Source organism: Streptomyces canarius (assembly GCF_014650735.1).
In the GTDB taxonomy this organism is placed as follows: Bacteria; Actinomycetota; Actinomycetes; order Streptomycetales; family Streptomycetaceae; genus Streptomyces; species Streptomyces olivaceoviridis.
In genome coordinates this window covers 23169-40942 of sequence record NZ_BMVN01000059.1, presented here as the reverse complement: position 1 = coordinate 40942, position 17774 = coordinate 23169, and the positions used below count along the sequence as shown (strand labels likewise).

The following is a 17774-nucleotide window of genomic DNA, read 5'->3' as shown; positions in this document are numbered from 1 at the left end:
CGCCTCCGAGGACTGGGGCGCCGAAGGACTCGCCGAACGGACCGACCGGGCCGCGGCGGAACTCGTCGCGCTGATGACCGGACCGCCCATCGTCGCGCCACCCGCCCAGCCGGCCTTCGAGTTCCGCCCGCCCGCGCCCGCCGCACCGACCACGAGGGGCCGGTGACCAGGTCCGGCAGCGTGGCTCCCACCGGACGCGCCCGGGTCCAGCCGCGCGACCATCCGGCACTCCAAGGGGCACGACGACGGCGACACGGCCTCACCGGCACGCGGACCGGTGCCGGCCAGGGAATGACCGGCCATCACCTCACATCGCAGCACCCCGCTCGTCCACCTCACAGAGAAGGAACGACATGACCAACCCTCTGACCACGCGGACGCGCACCGGCCTCCTGGCCACGGCGGTGGTCGCGGCCCTCGCTGTCACGGCGACCGGTCCGGCCACGGCCGCCCCGTCCTCCACCACCTCGGCCGGCCCGGCGTCCCCCACGCGCTTCTTCGCGCACCTTGACGTGACCGACGGCCAGCGGCCGGAGAACATCACCCTGGAGCCCGGCGGCAGCGCGGTCGTCACCTTCGCCTACAACCGCCAGGTCGCCCGTATCACCCCCGACGGCCGGGTGCACGTCCTCGCGACGCTGCCCGAGCCGCCCGCCGGCTCCGTCACCCCGGCCCTCACCTCGCCGTTCCTCGGCGGGATCGTCCGTGCGCACGACGGGACGCTGTACTTCCTGTACGCCACCGGCAGCAGCGACCTGACCGGCCTGTGGCGCCTGCGGCCGGGCGGCACCCCGCACCGTATCGCCGCCCTCCCGGCCGACGGTCTGCCCAACGGCCTGGCGCTGGACGAGCACGGCGGACTGCTGTACGCGGCGGACTCGGTCCTGGGCACGGTCTGGCGCGTGCCGCTCACCGGCGGGACCGCCACCGCGTGGTCCACGGCACCCGAGCTGGCCGCCGACGGGTTCCTGGGCGCCAACGGCATCAAGGTCCACGGCGGCGCGGTCTGGGTGTCGAACCTGGACCGGGGCACCGTCCTGCGCATACCGGTCACCCGCCACGGCGCGGCCGGCCCCGTCTCGACCCGGGCCACCGGCCTGGTGGACATCGACGACTTCGCGTTCACCGGCCGCGGGGACACCCTGCTGGCCGCGATCAACAAGGACAACGAGGTGGCCCGGGTCGAGCCCGGCGGCCGGCACACCGTCGTGCTCACCGCCGCCGACGGACTTGAGGGCCCGACCTCGCTCGCCGTACGCGGGCGCACGGCGTACGTCGCCAGCGCCGCCTACTTCACCAACGAGGACCCCAATCTCCTGGCCGCCCGGATCGTCCCCGCCCCCGGCAAGTAGGCCCGGACGTACGCGCACGACGAGAGACGAGCGAGAGGACAGCACGATGGACACACAGGACACGGCAGCGCCGGCGACCGGGTTCGACCCGGACGCGTTCCTCGTCGTCCCGCCCAGGACCTTCGAGGACCTGCGCGTCGGCGAGGTGTTCCGGGCGCCCAGCCGCACCCTGACCGACGCCCACGCGGCGGCCTTCCAGACCGTCTCCGCGGACAACCACCCGGTGCACTACGACGCCGAGTGGGCGCGCCGGCACGGGCACTCCGCGCCGGTGGTGCACGGCCTCCAGGTACTGGCGTTCACCGCGCCGGGCGCCACGCTGTTCCCCCACTTCATCGGTGAGGTGTTCATCAGCTTCCTGGAGCTGTCCTGCACCTTCCTGGCCGAGGTGCACTCCGGGGACACCCTGTACCCGGCGCTCACCATCACCGCCCTGGAGCCGCGCGGCGAGGAGGGTGTCGTGGTGACGGAGGCCACCATCCACAACCAGCGCGGCGAACTCGTGCTGTCCGGACAGCACAAGTACCTGCTCCGGTGCGGACAGACGCGGACGGACACCGGGCAGGGGGCCTCCTGACCCCGTGCACCGAGGACAGCCCTGGCCGGCGAAGTCGCCGGCCAGGGCTGAGCCATGAGCGGTGTGCGATCTTTCGGTGATCTCGGGCATCCGGAGAGGACCGGCCTTTGTCGTCGCCGTCCGGGAGGGAACCCGCGTGTCCGTACCTCTGCGCCCCGTTCGACGTGTGCGGAACGACCGACGTTTCGATCTGCGCACGACCGCCCTGTTCTTCCTGCTGCTCGCGGTCCTCTTGTGCCTCCTCGCGCTGGTGGTGCGGACGGCCGCGGGCATGGTCGAGCGGCGCCCGCTGTGGGCCGGTGTCCTGACGGTGTTCTGCGTCGCGGCGGCTGTGATGTGCCGGTCCAGGTGGCGCCGCTTCTCGGCCGCGGCGTACGCGCGCCGGACCGCCCGCGCACTGGAGGAAGCGGCCGAGGAGGCGTCCGTTCCGCTGCGGCCGGCCGAGGAGGCGTCCTTGCCACCGTGGCCGGCCGAGGAGACATCCGTTCCGCCGCGTCCGGCCGACGAGGAGACGACCGCGTTCCCCGGCGGTGTGGTGGACTGCGCCGAGCTAGAGCCTGATGGTTTCGAGGAGGCCATAGCCGACCTGTGCACCCGTGACGGCTGTCAGGAGGTGGAGGTGGTGGGAGGCGCCGGCGACTTGGGGGCGGATGTCACCGCGGTCACCCCGGACGGACGGCGCGTGGTGATCCAGTGCAAGCAGTACGGTGCGGCCAACAAGGTCGGCTCGCAGGACCTCCAGCGGTTCGGGGGAACCTGCTTCACCATTCACGAGGCCGATGTCGCGGCGGTCGTGACGACGAGCGACTTCACCGCGCCCGCTCTTGAGTACGCGCACCAGTGCGGCATCGTGTGCGTCGACGGCCGCGCTCTGGACGCCTGGTGCCGCGGTACGGGGCCGAGTCCGTGGGACGGAACAGGCGTCGAGTGCTGACCGTGCGCGGTCGGTCACCCATCCACAAGGTGCCGATGCTCCGTTAACATGATCGAACTCACGACAAGCACACCAACACCCAACACATCGGCCGAACAATTGATACCTAGAGCATCGCGGGTCAATCCGCCACCAAAGAGCACAAATTCGTTCGCCGCATGGCGTCGACCCCGGACGATGCTGTGGGCCGCGGCCGGTGTGGTGACCCTCGCGTTCCTCGTCGTGCTGGAGATCGCCGCGCGTCACTACGGTCTGCCGGGGCCGGTCACCTCTCAGGCGCGAGAGCTGATATTTCCGCCTAAGTCAGGGTTCCTGCTGTATGCCAGCATGGCGTTGACGATGGTGGTCCTCACCTGGCGGGAGCGGTTCATCGCGATCGGCGTCGCGATCGGCATCGACATCGTCTTCCTGCTGGCGCGGTGGGCGGCCGGCGCCGACCTGACCGACGGCCATCCGTTCGGCAACGGCGCGTTGTGGGTCATCGTGGGCTGCGCGGTCATCGCGGTCACGCGCCGCACCGGCCGGGAACGCCTCCTGCTGCTGAAGGGGGTCGGACTGGGCCTGCTGCTGGTGGCCGGCCGCAAGACGGGCGACACCTGGCTCCTCATCACGTCGAAGACCCGCCCGACGGTGCTCGACCCTTACGTGGCGACCGCCGACCACGCGCTGGGCAACCCGTCGTGGGTGGTGGGCCGGATCGTCCGGGCCACCGGTACGGTCGGCGCCCACGCTCTCGACTACGTCTACGCCCAGCTCGCGGTGGCCGCGGTCGTCGTCGCGATGTACCAGTTGCGCCACGTCGCGACCGAGCGCCGCTTCCCGCGCCACCATCTGGTGCGCACATTCCTGGTCATCGGCCTCCTCGGGCCGGCCATCTACATGGTCTTCCCGGTGGTCGGGCCGGTCTTCGCCTACGGCACCGACGGCGGGCACTGGGCGGTCGCCGACCTGTGGCCGCACACGCCGCCGCCGATCGACACCCCGCACCCCATACCGTTCGACGAGATCACCCCGCGCAACTGCATGCCCAGCCTGCACACGGCGTGGGCCACCGCGATCTTCGTCCACTCCCGCAAGGGACCGCGTCTCCTGCGTCACGCGGGCACGTTCTGGCTGGTCGCCACGCTCACCGCCACGCTCGGATTCGGTTACCACTACGGTGCCGACCTCCTCGCCGGTGTGGTGTTCACGCTGACGATCGAGGCGGCGCTCCGCGCGTTCGACCGGGGCTGGGACCGGTCCGGAATCCAATTGGTCGCCCACGGTACGGTCGTCTTCACGGCGCTCCTGCTGTCATACCGTTTCGTGCCGGTGGAGATGGCCTCATATCCGTGGCTCTTCGGCCCCCTGCTCCTCCTGGCGATGCTCTCCGTGGTCCACGGCTTCGTACGGACCACCGCACTGTGGGAACCGAAGGCCCCGCCGGTACCGCAACCAGAACCGCAACCGGAACTGGGAGTCGTCCCTTGAGGCGCCACTGCTTGAGGCGGTTGGAACAACGCTCGACGTCGTTGCGGCGGCGGTAGACGGACCGGTCGAAGCCGGGTGGCCGACCGCCGCGCGTGCCGCGGTTCAGCCGACCGAGGGCCTGGTCGACGCGTTCGGGGATCGTGCGCGGGATGCCGCGACGGCTCGCACATCCCGGTCCTCGAAGGTGGGGGAACGTGGGTCCTTCACCGGTCGACCGGGGGTACGACTTCGACAAGGGGAAACGCGGCATGCCGACCTCCATCAGTCAGTCGCCCAGGACCCGTTCCCACAGCAGCGCGTCCCGCCAGTTCCCGTCGAGAAAGACCGAGTCCGTCGTCACCCGGAGCACAGGGCACGGCCGGGCGCGGCAGGATGCCGCCGACGGTGACCTGCCCGGTCACCTGGTCGTCGGCGAGCACCACGCCCGGCCGGACCGTGCCGGCCCGGTATCCGGCCGGCAGCCTGTCGATCCGCTCCGCCTGGCCTTCGGGGTGAAGAGGCGGCCGGCTGGTCCGGTTCCCACGGCCGGAAAGCCTCGAAGTCCCGCACCCGGTGCGCGGCGATCGGGGCGGCATCGGTGGGCTCTGTCAGGCGGACCCGACCCTGGGCGCGCTGATCGAGCCCATCACCGCTCGTAGCGGGTGCAGTCGTGGCGTTGCCGCCCGACAGGACGAAACTCAGAGGCCGACCGAGTGAGCGCGGCGTTGACGAGGGCTTTGATGTACGGGAGGTCATTGCCGGCCCCTGTCGGGTTCAGGGAGTACACCAGGCGGTGTCGGAGGTCGCGGGTGGCGAAGAAGCCGTTGTCCCAGCCGGGACGGGAACCGGTTTTGCCCCACACGTCCTCGCCGTCCGGAAGCTGGTAGCGCATGAGTCCCCCGATGCTGTAGCAGGCCGTCGTACCCGAGCAGTTCTTGTTGTCGGGGCCGTTCACCGCGCTCGGCACCTCGAACACCAGTTTCTGCTCGGCGGGTGGGAGCAGACGGCCCCGGAACAGAGCGGTCATGAAGCGGTCCAGGTCAGCGGCGGTGGAGATCACGCCTCCCTCGGCCCACGGGTACGGGCTCTGCTCGGTCACGTCCTGCCCCTCGACGTACACCTCCGCGTGGGGTGAGGGGATCGTGGGGTCGTCCGCGGGGGGCAGGCTGGTGTGGCGCAGGCGCAGCGGCCGGATGATCCTGCGCTCCAGCTCAGTGCTGAAGGAGTGGCTGGTGACCTTCTCCACGATCAGGCCGAGGACGAAGGAGTTGAGCCCGTTGTACTGCTGCTCGTCACCGGGTTCGGGCGGCGTGCCGGTCGCCGCGGCGAACGACTCGCGCAGGAGGTCTTCGGGCGTCACGGACACGAACTGCCATCCGGGTCCGTCGGCCGGGCCGGGTGTCGGGGCGGGCCTGGGCAGGCCGCTGGTGTGGTCGAGGAGGTGGTGCACGGTGACGCCGTCGTACGCCTCGGGCAGCACGTGGGGGACGTACCGCCGTGCCGGTGCGTCCAGGTCGATCCGATGCTCGGCGATGAGTTGGAGTACCACCGTGTTGGTGAAGGCTTTGGTGACGCTGCCGGCCCGGAGGTACGCGTCAGCGGTGACTGGGCCGGCAGTGGCGCCCACGCCGTCCTGACTGATCAACGCGCCTGCGACGATGTCGTCGGGCACGTGGTCGAGGATGTCCTGGACGGTGGGGTCCGCGGACGTCGGGGCACGGGAAGCGGCAGGTGCGGCGGCTGCGGGCAGAACCGCACCGACCGTGAGAGCAGAGGTCAGGACAAGAGTGGTGACGGCAAGGCGCATGGGCATCGAGGTACCTCCGCGGTGCTTACGTGGCCAGGGTGACTACGTCAACTCTGCTGAGTGAGAACGCCGTTGCCATCAGTGATCGCCCTGACGACAACCCTGATCCGCCCCTGACCCGCCGACTCCACCACCGCGGCAGACTTCCCACCGGCCAAGACGACCCACCCAGCGGACGACGTCACGTGCGACGGCGGCACAGCCGGTTCGCCCTCACCGCGCCTGCGGCGGCCTCCACCTCATCGCTCCCGACATGTGGGTCCGGATCCGCTCTCGCGACTACCACGACAGGAGCACACTGGTGACAGACGCGATGTCCTTCCTGCTCCAGCGCCTGCATGCGGCCGGCCTCACCGATGTCGTCGCGGCCGAGCCGGCCACTGGAGGCCTCGCCGCGACCGCGGGGATCGCGCGCCGCGGTGACGGCACGCCGGTGTTCGTCAAGGCGTTCACGGAGCCGCTGTCGGACGACGCCTTCGCCGCGGAAGCCGAAGGGCTCACCATGCTGCGCGAGGCGGGCGGCGTCGTCACGCCCGAGATCATCCTCGCGGACCGCGACCTGCTCGTGTTGTCAGTGCTGCGGCCCCGGCCGGGCGCCGAGGACTTCTGGGAGCAGTTCGCGCATGCGCTCGCGCACCTGCACACCACCACGCGGTATCCCCGGTTCGGGTGGCACCGGGACAACTGGCTGGGCCGTCGTCGGCAGGCCAACGCCTGGGACGACGACGGGTTCGCGTTCTTCGCCCAGCACCGTCTGCTGCGCTGGCTCGGAGAGCATCGCGTCCAGGAGGCGCTCGACGCCGCCGACCGGGCAGCTCTGGAGCGGCTGTGCGACCGGCTGCCCGAGCTGCTGCCGGTCAGACCCGCGTGCCTGACACACGGCGACCTGTGGGCGCAGAACGTCATGGCCACCCCCGACGGGCGGCCCGCGCTGATCGACCCGGCCGTGTCGTACATGTGGGCCGAGGTCGACCTGGCCCACCTGTGGACGACGGCGCCGCCGCCCGAGGCACACGTGTTCTTCGGGCTGTACGCCGAGCTGACCGGGCTCGACCGCGACTGGCGCGAGCGCATGCCGATCCTCCAGCTACGCCAGCACCTGGCCGTCATCGCCCAGTTCGACCCCGACTGGGGCGCCGCCGATCTCGTGCGCGCCACACTTGCCCCGTTCCGGCGGCGCCCCTGAGGACAGCCGAGCAGACGCCGGAGACGACACCGGCACCGGAGTCAACTCCCGGAGCCGACCACAAGGGTGTCGTCGGCGCATCGCGCATGGCGCAGTCCCCGGCAGCCCGGATCGTTCGGATCCACGCTGGGGATGCTGCGCTGCCGCTCGTGAAGTAACCGGCCCTCGGCCCGGTCTCCGCGCCTGCGCGCGCGGAATACGACAGGACCCGCGAGTCCTACCAGGCCGCCGTCACCATCGCCCCAATCCTCCTGGCGCACGTACGCCTCGGCCCGGCCGGCCGCTCTTTGTCCTCTCAGTGGAAGAAGCTCAAGGAATCCGTGCACAACTTCTTCCCAGCTTCGGCGGCCACTGCTACGTTCCCTGTCGAAAGCCCGACACTGGTGGCCGAAAATGGCGGGGAGGGGCACGTGAGACGCATGACGGCTCGACCGGCCAACGCGCACCAGGCCCGCCTGCTGAAGCTGCTGCGTGACGGTGGCCCCAACTCCCGGGCCCAGCTCGGCGACCAGGTCGACCTGTCACGGTCCAAGCTGGCCGTGGAGGTGGACCGGCTGCTGGAGACGGGCCTGGTGGTGGCCGACGGACTCGCCGCCTCGCGCGGCGGCCGGCGCTCCCACAACGTCCGGCTCAACCCGGACCTCAGGTTCCTCGGTGTCGACATCGGCGCGACCTCGGTCGACGTCGCCGTCACCACCCCGGAACTGGAGATCCTCGGCCATCTCAACCAGCCCATGGACGTGCGCGAGGGGCCGGTCGCGGTCTTCGAGCAAGTCCTGGACATGGCCGGGAAGCTGAAGGCCGCGGGACTCGCCGAGGGCTTCGACGGCGCCGGCATCGGCGTCCCCGGGCCGGTCCGCTTCCCCGAGGGCGTACCGGTCGCACCGCCGATCATGCCCGGCTGGGACGGCTTCCCCGTCCGGGAGGCGCTCAGCCAGGAACTCGGCTGCCCGGTCATGGTCGACAACGACGTGAACCTCATGGCGATGGGAGAGCAGCACGCGGGAGTCGCCCGTACCACGGCCGACTTCCTCTGCGTCAAGATCGGCACCGGGATCGGCTGCGGCATCGTCGCGGGCGGCCGGGTGCACCGGGGCACCACCGGAAGCGCCGGCGACATCGGCCACATCCAGGCGGTGCCCGACGGCCGGCCCTGTGCCTGCGGCAACCGGGGCTGCCTGGAAGCCCACTTCAGCGGCGCGGCCCTGGCCCGGGACGCGATGCAGGCGGCCGGGCAGGGCCTGTCCGCCGAACTCGCGGCCCGGCTGGAGGCGAACGGCGCCCTCACCGCCGTGGACGTCGCCGCCGCTGCCGCCGCGGGTGACGCCACCGCCCTCGAACTGATCCGTGAGGGAGGCACCCGGGTCGGCCAGGTCATCGCCGGACTCGTGTCCTTCTTCAACCCGGGCCTGGTGGTGATCGGCGGCGGGGTGACCGGCCTCGGCCACACCCTGCTCGCCGCGATCCGCACCCAGGTCTACCGCCAGTCACTGCCGCTGGCCACCGGCAACCTGCCCATCGTCCTCGGGGAGCTGGGACCGAGCGCCGGTGTCATCGGCGCCGCCCGGCTGATCAGCGACCACCTCTTCTCACCCGCCTAGCCGCACCGCCCGCGCGGGCGACCACCGGTCCGCCCGCGCAAGCCGTCACCGTTCCGCCCGCGCAAGCCTCAGCGTCCGACCGCGCAAGCGAACCACCGTTCCAACGGCGCACACCGTCGCCGTCCGGCCCGCGCGAAACCGTCACCGTTCCGCGCGCAAGCGAACCACCGTTCCGCCCGCCCACGCACCCCGTCCGCATCAGCGACCTCTTCCCGCACCACTCCACTTACTCGTGTAACGCCGCTCCCTGGCCGCAGGGCGCTCGCCCCGCTACGCCCTGACACCGGTCCGCACGCCCGCCGAGGGGACTCACATGGCACCAGAACCACCGCTGCTCAGCATGTCCCACATCACCAAGTCGTTCCCCGGAGTCCGCGCTCTGGACGGCGTCGACCTCGACGTCCAGGCCGGGGAGGTGCACTGCCTGCTCGGCCAGAACGGCGCCGGGAAGTCCACGCTCATCAAGGTGCTGGCCGGTGCCCACCAGCCCGACGGCGGCAGCATCCGCTGGCGCGGCGAGCCGGTCACCCTGCGCTCCCCGATCGCCGCCATGCGCCTGGGCATCGCCACCATCTACCAGGAACTCGACCTGGTGGAGCACCTGTCGGTGGCGGAGAACGTGCACCTCGGCCACGAGCCGACGGCCGCCGGGTTCGTCGTCCGCGGGAAGGCGGCACGCGCCGCGACGACGGCGCTGCTGAAGCGGCTCGGGCATCCCGAGATCGATCCGGCCCGCCTGGTCGGGGAGTTGTCGGCGGCACAGCAGCAGATCGTGTCCATGGCACGGGCCCTCTCCCACGACGTACGGCTCATCGTGATGGACGAGCCGTCCGCCGCGCTCGACCCCGACGAGGTCGACAACCTCTTCCGGATCGTCGGCGATCTCACCGCCGACGGGGTCGCCGTCGTCTACATCTCGCACCGCCTGGAGGAGATCCGGCGCATCGGCGACCGGGTGACCGTGCTCAAGGACGGCCGGGCCGTGGCCGGCGGACTGCCCGCCAAGACCACCCCGACCCGGGACGTCGTCGCCCTGATGACGGGCCGCACCGTGGAGTACGTCTTCCCCGAGCGGCCCGCCCGGACGCCGGAGGCCGAGCCCGTGCTCCAAGTGCGGGGCCTCGCCCGGGACGGCGAGTTCGCGCCGTTCGACCTCGATCTGCGCCCGGGTGAGATCGTCGGGCTCGCCGGACTGGTCGGCTCCGGGCGCTCGGAGATCCTGGAGACCGTCTACGGGGCACGCCGGCCCACCGCGGGCGAAGTCGTCGTCGACGGCCGCCGGTTGCGCACCGGGAGCGTCCGTGCCGCCGTGCGGGCCGGGATAGGGCTCGCGCCCGAGGAGCGCAAGGCTCAGGCACTGCTGATGCTGGAGTCCGTCACGCGGAACGTGTCGGTGTCCTCCCTGTCCCGCTTCTCCCGGGGCGGCTGGATCGACCGGCGCGGCGAGCGCGGCGCCGCTCGGGCCGCGACCCGGGAGCTGTCGCTGCGCCCCGACAACCCGGACGTGCCCGTGCGCACCCTGTCGGGCGGCAACCAGCAGAAGGCCGTGCTCGCCCGCTGGCTGCTGCGCGGCTGCCGGGTGCTGCTGCTGGACGAGCCCACCCGCGGCGTCGACGTCGGCGCCCGCGCCGAGCTGTACGCGGTGGTGCGCCGGCTGGCGGACGAGGGCCTCGCCGTCCTGCTGGTCTCCAGCGAGGTGCCCGAGGTGCTGGGCCTCGCCGACCGCGTACTGGTGCTCCGCGAGGGCCGTGTCGTGCACACGGCGCCCGCCCAGGAGCTGGATGAACACCGAGTCCTCGACCTCGTCATGGAAGGAAGCCCGGCGTCATGACGCAGCACGTCTCCCCGCCCCGGGACACCGCCGGCCCGACACCGCCGGCCCGGCTCCCCGTCTGGCGCGGCCTGCCGGCCCGCGCCGACCTCCGTACCCTCTCCCTGCTCGGGGTGCTCGCCGCGCTGGTCGTCATCGGCGGCGTCACCAAGCCCGACGAGTTCCTCGACACCCGCAACCTCCAACTGGTGCTGACCCAGGCGTCGGTGATCGGCGTGGTCACCGTCGGCATGACCTTCGTCATCACCTCGGGCGGCATCGACCTGTCGGTCGGCGCCATCGTCGCCCTCGCCTCCGTGTGGGCGACCACCGTCGCCACGCAGGAGTACGGCTTCGCCGGGATCCTCTTCACGGCGGTGGTCGTCGGCCTCGGCTGCGGGCTCGTCAACGGCCTGCTCATCGCGTACGGCGGGATGGTCCCCTTCATCGCCACCCTCGCCATGCTGGCGTCGGCGCGCGGACTCGCCCTCCAGATCACCGACGGCAAGACGCAGATCGTGAGCGTCGACGGCATCTTGCACCTCGGTGAGCGCGACTCCTATGTGCTCGGCATCCCGCCGCTGGTCCTGGTGTTCGCGAGCGTGACGGTCCTCGGCTGGCTGCTGCTCAACCGCACCACCTTCGGCAGGCGCACGGTCGCCGTCGGCGGCAACGCCGAGGCCGCCCGCCTCGCCGGCATCGACGTCCGCCGCCAGCGGCTCTACCTCTACCTGCTGTCCGGGCTGTGCTGCGGCATCGCCGCCTTCCTGCTGATCGTGCTCTCCGGCTCCGGCCAGAACACCAACGGCAACCTCTACGAACTCGACGCCATCGCCGCCGCCATCATCGGCGGCACCCTGCTCAGCGGGGGCCGCGGCACCGTCACCGGCTCCGTGCTCGGCGTGCTGATCTTCACGACGATCACGAACATCTTCGCCCTGAACAACCTCCAGAGCGACGTCCAGCAGATCGCCAAGGGCGCGATCATCGTCGCCGCCGTCCTGGTCCAGCGCCGTACCGCGAGCACGACCTGAGGAAAGGGTTCACCACCATGTCACAGCTGACGAGCCGCAGAGGACTGCTCTTCGGGACCGCCGCCGTCTCCGCCGGTGCCTTCCTCGCGGGGTGCACGAGCAACGAGACGAAGGACGAGAAGACGGCCGCGAACGCGCAGCCGGCCGCCGAGGACAAGCCCGGCAAGCACGTCACCATCGGGTTCGCCGGGCCCCAGGCCGACCACGGCTGGCTGAACGCCATCAACGACAACGCCAAGAACCGGGCGAAGAAGTACGCCGACGTCACCCTGGAGATCACCGAGGGCTCCAACGACACCGCCCAGCAGATCGGCCAGATCGAGACCCTGATCAACAAGAAGGTCGACGTCCTGGTCGTCCTGCCCGCCGACGGCAAGGCCCTCACCCAGGTCGGCCTCAAGGCGATGCGCGCCGGCATCCCGGTCGTCAACCTCGACCGCATCTTCGACTCGGCGCAGGCCTACCGCTGCTGGATCGGCGGCGACAACTACGGCATGGGCCTCAACGCCGGGCACTACATCGGCGAGAAGCTCAAGGACAAGCCGGACGCCCGGGTCGTCGAACTCGCCGGCCTGGACAACCTGGAGCTGACCAAGCAGCGCACCCAGGGCTTCGACGACGCCTTGAAGAACTACCCGAACATCAAGAAGGTGGCCCGGCAGGCGGCCGAGTTCACCGTCGAGTCCGGCCAGGCCAAGATGGCGCAACTCCTCCAGGCGCAGCGGAAGTTCGACGCCCTGTGGAACCACGACGACGACCAGGGCGTGGGCGCGCTGCGCGCCATCCAGCAGGCCGGGCGGGACGACTTCCTGATGGTCGGGGGCGCGGGCGCCCTCTCCGCGTTCCAGGCCATCAAGCAGGACGACGGCGTGCTCAAGGCGACCGTCCTGTACCCGCCGACCATGGCGGCCTCCGCCATCGACCTGGCCCGCGCCCTCGGCCAGGGCAAGGGCGTCGGCGGTCTCGCCGAGTTCGAGATCCCGGCGTCCCTCACCCTCTACTCCGCCGTGGTCGACAAGACCAACGTCGACCGGTACATGCCGACCGGCTTCCGCTGAGCCGGCCCGCCCGCACCCCCCACCGCGCCACCACGAACGCGCCCCGACGACGAGGAGGACGAGCGCATGGAACAGCCGCAGCAGTCAGCCGGCCCCGAGGCCGCACCGGAGACGGCACCCGGAGCCGCACCGGACGCGGCACCGGGGACGGCACCGGACGCGGCACCCGGAGCCGGGAAGCCACCGCTGCGCGTCGGCATGGTCGGCTACGCCTTCATGGGCGCCGCCCACTCCCAGGGCTGGCGTACCGTGGGCCACGTCTTCGACCTGCCCCGCCGGCCGGTGCCGGCCGTGCTCTGCGGACGGGACGGCGCCGCCGCCCGCGCGGCTGCCGAGCGGCACGGCTGGGCCGCCGTGGAGACCGACTGGCGCGCGCTGGTCGCCCGGGACGACATCGACCTCGTGGACATCTGCACCCCCGGTGACAGCCACGCCGAGATCGCCGTCGCCGCGCTCGCCGCCGGCAAGCACGTCCTGTGCGAGAAGCCCCTCGCGAACACCGTCGCCGAGGCCGAGACCATGACGCGCGCCGCCGAGGAGGCGTACGGGCGCGGGCAGGTGGCGATGGTCGGCTTCAACTACCGCCGGGTGCCCGCGACCGCGTTCGCCCGCCGGCTGGTCGCCGACGGCCGGCTCGGCACGCTGCGGCACGTCCGGGTGACGTACCTCCAGGACTGGCTGGCCGACCCGGCCTTCCCGCTGACCTGGCGGCTGCGCAGGGAGCACGCCGGTTCCGGCGCGCTCGGGGACCTGGGCGCGCACATCGTGGACCTCGCCCAGTACCTGGCGGGCGAGCCGCTGGCCGGGGTGTCTGCGCTGACGGAGACCTTCGTCCGGGAGCGCCCGCTGCCCGGTGGCCCGAGCCGGGGTCTGGCGGCCGGGTCGGCGACGGGCACCCCGGGCGTGAGCACCGGCACGGTCACCGTGGACGACGCCGCCGTGTTCACCGGCCGGTTCGCCTCCGGTGCCCTCGCCGCCTTCGAGGCCACCCGGTACGCCACCGGCCGCAAGAACGCCCTGCGCATCGAACTCAACGGGGAGCGCGGCTCGCTCGCCTTCGACCTGGAGCGGCTGAACGAGCTGTGGTTCCACGACGCCACCGGACCCGGCGCCGAGGCGGGCTTCAGCCGCATCCTCGTCACCGAGCCCGAGCACCCCTACCTGGACGCCTGGTGGCCGCCGGGCCACGGCCTCGGCTACGAGCACACCTTCGTCCACCAGGCCCGCGACCTGGTCCACGCCATCGCCGCGGGCACCCGCCCCGACCCCTCCTTCGCCGACGGGCTCCAGGTGCAGCGCGTCCTGGCGGCGGTGGAGGAGAGCGCCGAGAAGAACTCCGTCTACACGCCCGTCGCGGGCTGAAGGAGGCCGCCCTCATGCCGCGTCCGTTCACGCTGTTCACCGGCCAGTGGGCCGACCTGCCCCTGGCCGAGGTCTGCCGGCTCGCCCGGGACTTCGGCTACGACGGCCTCGAACTCGCCTGCTGGGGCGACCACTTCGAGGTCGACAAGGCCCTCGCCGACCCCGGCTACGTGAAGTCCCGGCACCAGCTCCTCGACTCCTACGGCCTGAAGTGCTGGGCCATCTCCAACCATCTCGTCGGGCAGGCGGTCTGCGACGCCATCATCGACGAGCGGCACCAGGCCATCCTGCCGGACGCGGTCTGGGCCGACGGCGACCCGGAGGGCGTGCGGCGGCGCGCGGCCGACCGGATGAAGGACACCGCACGTGCCGCGGCGGCCTTCGGCGTCGACACCGTCATCGGCTTCACCGGGTCGGCGATCTGGCACCTGGTCGCCATGTTCCCGCCCGCGCCCGAGTCGATGATCGAGCGCGGCTACCAGGACTTCGCCGACCGCTGGAACCCGATCCTCGACGTCTTCGACGCCGAGGGCGTACGGTTCGCCCACGAGGTCCACCCCAGCGAGATCGCCTACGACTACTGGACCACCCACCGCGCCCTGGAGGCGGTCGGCCACCGTCCCGCCTTCGGGCTGAACTTCGACCCCTCCCACTTCGTGTGGCAGGACCTCGACCCGGTCGGCTTCCTGTGGGACTTCCGCGACCGGATCTACCACGTGGACTGCAAGGAGGCCCGCAGGCGGCTCGACGGCCGCAACGGGCGCCTCGGCTCCCACCTGCCCTGGGGGGACCCCCGCCGCGGCTGGGACTTCGTCTCCGCCGGACACGGTGACGTGCCCTGGGAGGACGTCTTCCGGATGCTGCGCTTCATCGACTACGGCGGACCCGTCTCCGTGGAGTGGGAGGACGCCGGCATGGACCGGCTCCAGGGCGCACCCGAGGCCCTGGCCCGCCTGAAGACCTACGACTTCGAGCCGCCGTCGGCCTCGTTCGACGCGGCGTTCTCCAACTGACCCTTGCCGTCGGTTGGTTCACGACTCCGGGACGACGGCGCGTCCCGGCGTACTCACCCGCCCCGTACAACCAGCCCCACTCTGGAGGCCTTTCGTGCACGGGAACGATCGCACCACCCGCAACGGAACCGGCAGACCACGCCTGCGCAAGGCGCTCGCCCTGTTCGGCGGCGCCCTGCTCGCGGGCGCCACCCTCACCCTCACCTCGCCCCAGGCCGGCGCAGCCGTCGCCGGCCAGGACCCGGCCGCGGCGGCCGAGGACTTCCAGCAGGTCACCCTCGCCAAGGGCGAGGCGGAGACCGGGGAGCCGATGTCGCTCGCCGTCCTCCCGGACCGCTCGGTCCTGCACACCTCGCGCGACGGCGAGCTGCGCCTGACGGACGCGGCCGGCAACACCAAGATCGCCGGCAAGCTCGCCGTGTACTCCCACGACGAGGAGGGTCTGCAAGGCGTCGGCGTCGACCCCGACTTCGCGACGAACCGTTTCATCTACCTCTACTACGCGCCCCCGCTGAACACCCCGGCGGGCGACGCGCCCGAGACCGGCACCGCCGCCGACTTCGCCCCCTTCGACGGCGTCAACCGCCTCTCCCGCTTCGTGCTGAACACCGACGGCACCCTGGACACGGCCAGCGAGAAGAAGGTCCTCGACGTCCCCACCACCCGCGGCCTGTGCTGCCACGTCGGCGGTGACATCGACTTCGACGCGGCCGGCAACCTCTACCTGTCGACGGGTGACGACACCAACCCCTTCCAGTCGGACGGCTACACCCCGATCGACGAGCGCGCGAACCGCAACCCCGGCTTCGACGCCCAGCGCACCTCCGGCAACACCAACGACCTGCGCGGCAAGATCCTGCGTATCAAGGTCAACGCCGACGGCTCCTACTCCGTCCCCGACGGCAACCTCTTCCCGCCCGGGACGGACAAGACCCGGCCCGAGATCTACGCGATGGGCTTCCGCAACCCGTTCCGGTTCAGCGTCGACAAGGAGACCGGCATCCTCTACGTCGGCGACTACGGCCCCGACGCCGGCGCCGCCGACCCGGGGCGCGGCCCGGCCGGACAGGTCGAGTTCGCCCGGGTGACCAAGCCAGGCAACTTCGGCTGGCCGTACTGCACCGGCGCCAACGACGCCTACGTCGACTACGACTTCGCGACCAAGGCGTCCGGTGCCTCCTTCGACTGCTCCGTCCCGAAGAACACCTCCCCGCACAACACCGGCCTGACCGACCTGCCGCCGGCCCAGCCCGCCTGGATCCCCTACAACGGCCCGTCGGTCCCCGAGTTCGGCGACGGCTCCGAGTCCCCGATGGGCGGCCCGGTCTACCACTACGACCCCGCGCTCGACTCGCCGGTCAAGTTCCCCGAGGCCTACGACGGCGACTTCTTCGCCGGTGAGTTCGGCCGCCGCTGGATCAAGCGCATCACCAGCGACGCGGACGGCACCGTGCAGTCCATCACCAACGTGCCCTGGACCGGCACCCAGGTGATGGACATGGCCTTCGGGCCGGACGGCGCGCTGTACGTCCTCGACTACGGCGTCTCCTGGTTCGGCGGCGACGAGAACTCGGCGCTGTACCGCATCGAGAACGCCACCGACGGCCACTCGCCCGTTGCCCAGGCCGCGGCGAGCCGCACCTCCGGCCAGGCACCGCTGAAGGTCCAGTTCTCCTCACAGGGCACGAGCGACCAGGACGGCGACGCGGTCACCTACAGCTGGGACTTCGGCGACGGCACGCGGTCGACCGACGCGAACCCCGCGCACACCTACCGCAAGAACGGCACCTACACGGCGACCGTGACCGCGAAGGACCCCTCGGGCCGCACCGGCGGCGCCAGCGTGCAGGTCGTCGTCGGCAACACCGCGCCCACGGTGGTGCTCCAGACCCCGAAGGACGGGCAGCTCTTCAGCTTCGGTGACGCCGTTCCCTTCACCGTGAAGGTGACCGACCCCGAGGACGGCCGCCGGATCGACTGCGCCAAGGTCAAGGTCACCTTCGTCCTCGGCCACGACACCCACGGCCACCCGCTCACCTCCGCCACCGGCTGCACCGGCACCATCCAGACCAGCGCCGACGGCGGCCACGACGAGGACGCCAACATCTTCGGCGTACTGAACGCCGAGTACACCGACAACGGAGGCGGCGGCCAGGCCGCGCTCACCTCGCACGACCAGAGCGTCCTCCAGCCCCGCCACCGCCAGGCCGAGCACTTCGGCAACAGCTCCGGCGTCTCGGTGATCGCCAAGGAGACGGCGCACGGCGGCAGGACCGTCGGCGACATCGACAACGGCGACTGGATCTCCTTCACCCCGTACGTCCTGGACAACGCCAAGAGGATCACCGCACGCGTCTCCTCCGGCGGCGCGGGCGGCACCCTGGAGGTCCGGGCCGGCTCGGCGAGCGGCACCCTGCTCGGCAAGGCGACCGTGCCGGTGACCGGCGGCTGGGAGACCTTCCAGGACGTCCAGGCCGACCTGTCCCGCGCCCCGCGCGGCACCACCACCCTGTACCTGGTGTTCAAGGGCGGCGACGGAGCCCTGTTCGACGTCGACGACTTCACCTTCACCACCGGCTGAGAGGAGCGGC

General features: G+C 71.6%; 13 protein-coding genes and 2 pseudogenes. 13 read left to right on the top strand and 2 right to left on the bottom strand.

From position 1 onward, the window contains the following. The 5 genes and pseudogenes from IE294_RS40925 to IE294_RS40905 form a co-directional block, all read left to right on the top strand. Nucleotides 1–166 (top strand): annotated as a pseudogene (locus IE294_RS40925) (oxidoreductase); the annotation flags it as partial. A gap of 187 nt (nucleotides 167–353) precedes the next feature. After that, complete coding sequence (locus IE294_RS40920) at nucleotides 354–1352, top strand: SMP-30/gluconolactonase/LRE family protein (protein ID WP_189894461.1); 999 nt, start codon at nucleotides 354–356, stop codon at nucleotides 1350–1352. A gap of 46 nt (nucleotides 1353–1398) precedes the next feature. Then, nucleotides 1399–1929, top strand: coding sequence for a MaoC family dehydratase (locus IE294_RS40915; protein WP_189894460.1), 531 nt, complete (start codon nucleotides 1399–1401; stop codon nucleotides 1927–1929). A 136-nt stretch (nucleotides 1930–2065) separates the two neighbouring features. Next, nucleotides 2066–2863, top strand: a complete 798-nt coding sequence (locus tag IE294_RS40910; RefSeq protein WP_229917871.1) for a restriction endonuclease — start codon at nucleotides 2066–2068, stop codon at nucleotides 2861–2863. 177 nt (nucleotides 2864–3040) lie between these two features. Continuing rightward, nucleotides 3041–4333 carry a phosphatase PAP2 family protein gene (locus IE294_RS40905; protein ID WP_189894459.1) on the top strand — a complete coding sequence of 431 codons (1293 nt, stop codon included), beginning with the start codon at nucleotides 3041–3043 and terminating at the stop codon, nucleotides 4331–4333. A gap of 10 nt (nucleotides 4334–4343) precedes the next feature. On the opposite strand, the pseudogene IE294_RS48315 reads toward IE294_RS40905, so the two are convergent. Together IE294_RS48315 and IE294_RS40900 are read right to left on the bottom strand one after the other, a co-directional pair. Continuing rightward, nucleotides 4344–4493, bottom strand: a pseudogene (locus tag IE294_RS48315) (IS5/IS1182 family transposase); the annotation flags it as partial. Nucleotides 4494–4958: 465 nt separating this feature from the next. Further along, the gene (locus IE294_RS40900) at nucleotides 4959–6125 is read right to left on the bottom strand and encodes a serine hydrolase domain-containing protein (protein ID WP_229917869.1); all 1167 of its coding nucleotides are present in this window, start codon (nucleotides 6123–6125) and stop codon (nucleotides 4959–4961) included. A gap of 295 nt (nucleotides 6126–6420) precedes the next feature. Here IE294_RS40900 and IE294_RS40895 point away from each other — a divergent pair, with 295 nt between their 5' ends. From IE294_RS40895 to IE294_RS40860, 8 genes are all read left to right on the top strand, one after another. Next, nucleotides 6421–7305 (top strand): fructosamine kinase family protein, encoded by an 885-nt coding sequence (locus tag IE294_RS40895; protein WP_229917868.1) that lies wholly within the window; start codon nucleotides 6421–6423, stop codon nucleotides 7303–7305. Nucleotides 7306–7724: 419 nt separating this feature from the next. After that, nucleotides 7725–8906 (top strand): ROK family transcriptional regulator, encoded by a 1182-nt coding sequence (locus IE294_RS40890; RefSeq protein WP_189894458.1) that lies wholly within the window; start codon nucleotides 7725–7727, stop codon nucleotides 8904–8906. 313 nt (nucleotides 8907–9219) lie between these two features. Further along, a complete protein-coding gene (locus IE294_RS40885) occupies nucleotides 9220–10737 on the top strand; it encodes a sugar ABC transporter ATP-binding protein (protein WP_189894457.1) in 1518 nt (505 codons plus the stop codon). After that, on the top strand, nucleotides 10734–11750 hold the full coding sequence (locus IE294_RS40880) for an ABC transporter permease (protein ID WP_189894456.1): 1017 nt from the start codon (nucleotides 10734–10736) through the stop codon (nucleotides 11748–11750). Before IE294_RS40885 ends, IE294_RS40880 begins: the two co-directional genes overlap by 4 nt. Nucleotides 11751–11767: 17 nt before the next feature. Then, nucleotides 11768–12808: a substrate-binding domain-containing protein gene (locus tag IE294_RS40875; protein WP_189894455.1), complete on the top strand. Its 1041-nt coding sequence runs from the start codon at nucleotides 11768–11770 to the stop codon at nucleotides 12806–12808. Nucleotides 12809–12874: 66 nt separating this feature from the next. Then, the gene (locus IE294_RS40870; RefSeq protein WP_189894454.1) at nucleotides 12875–14170 is read left to right on the top strand and encodes a Gfo/Idh/MocA family protein; all 1296 of its coding nucleotides are present in this window, start codon (nucleotides 12875–12877) and stop codon (nucleotides 14168–14170) included. 14 nt (nucleotides 14171–14184) lie between these two features. Then, nucleotides 14185–15183 (top strand): sugar phosphate isomerase/epimerase family protein, encoded by a 999-nt coding sequence (locus IE294_RS40865; RefSeq protein WP_189894453.1) that lies wholly within the window; start codon nucleotides 14185–14187, stop codon nucleotides 15181–15183. A gap of 94 nt (nucleotides 15184–15277) precedes the next feature. After that, entirely contained in the window at nucleotides 15278–17764 is a 2487-nt protein-coding gene (locus tag IE294_RS40860; RefSeq protein ID WP_189894452.1) for a PQQ-dependent sugar dehydrogenase, read from the top strand. Nucleotides 17765–17774 lie beyond the last annotated feature (10 nt).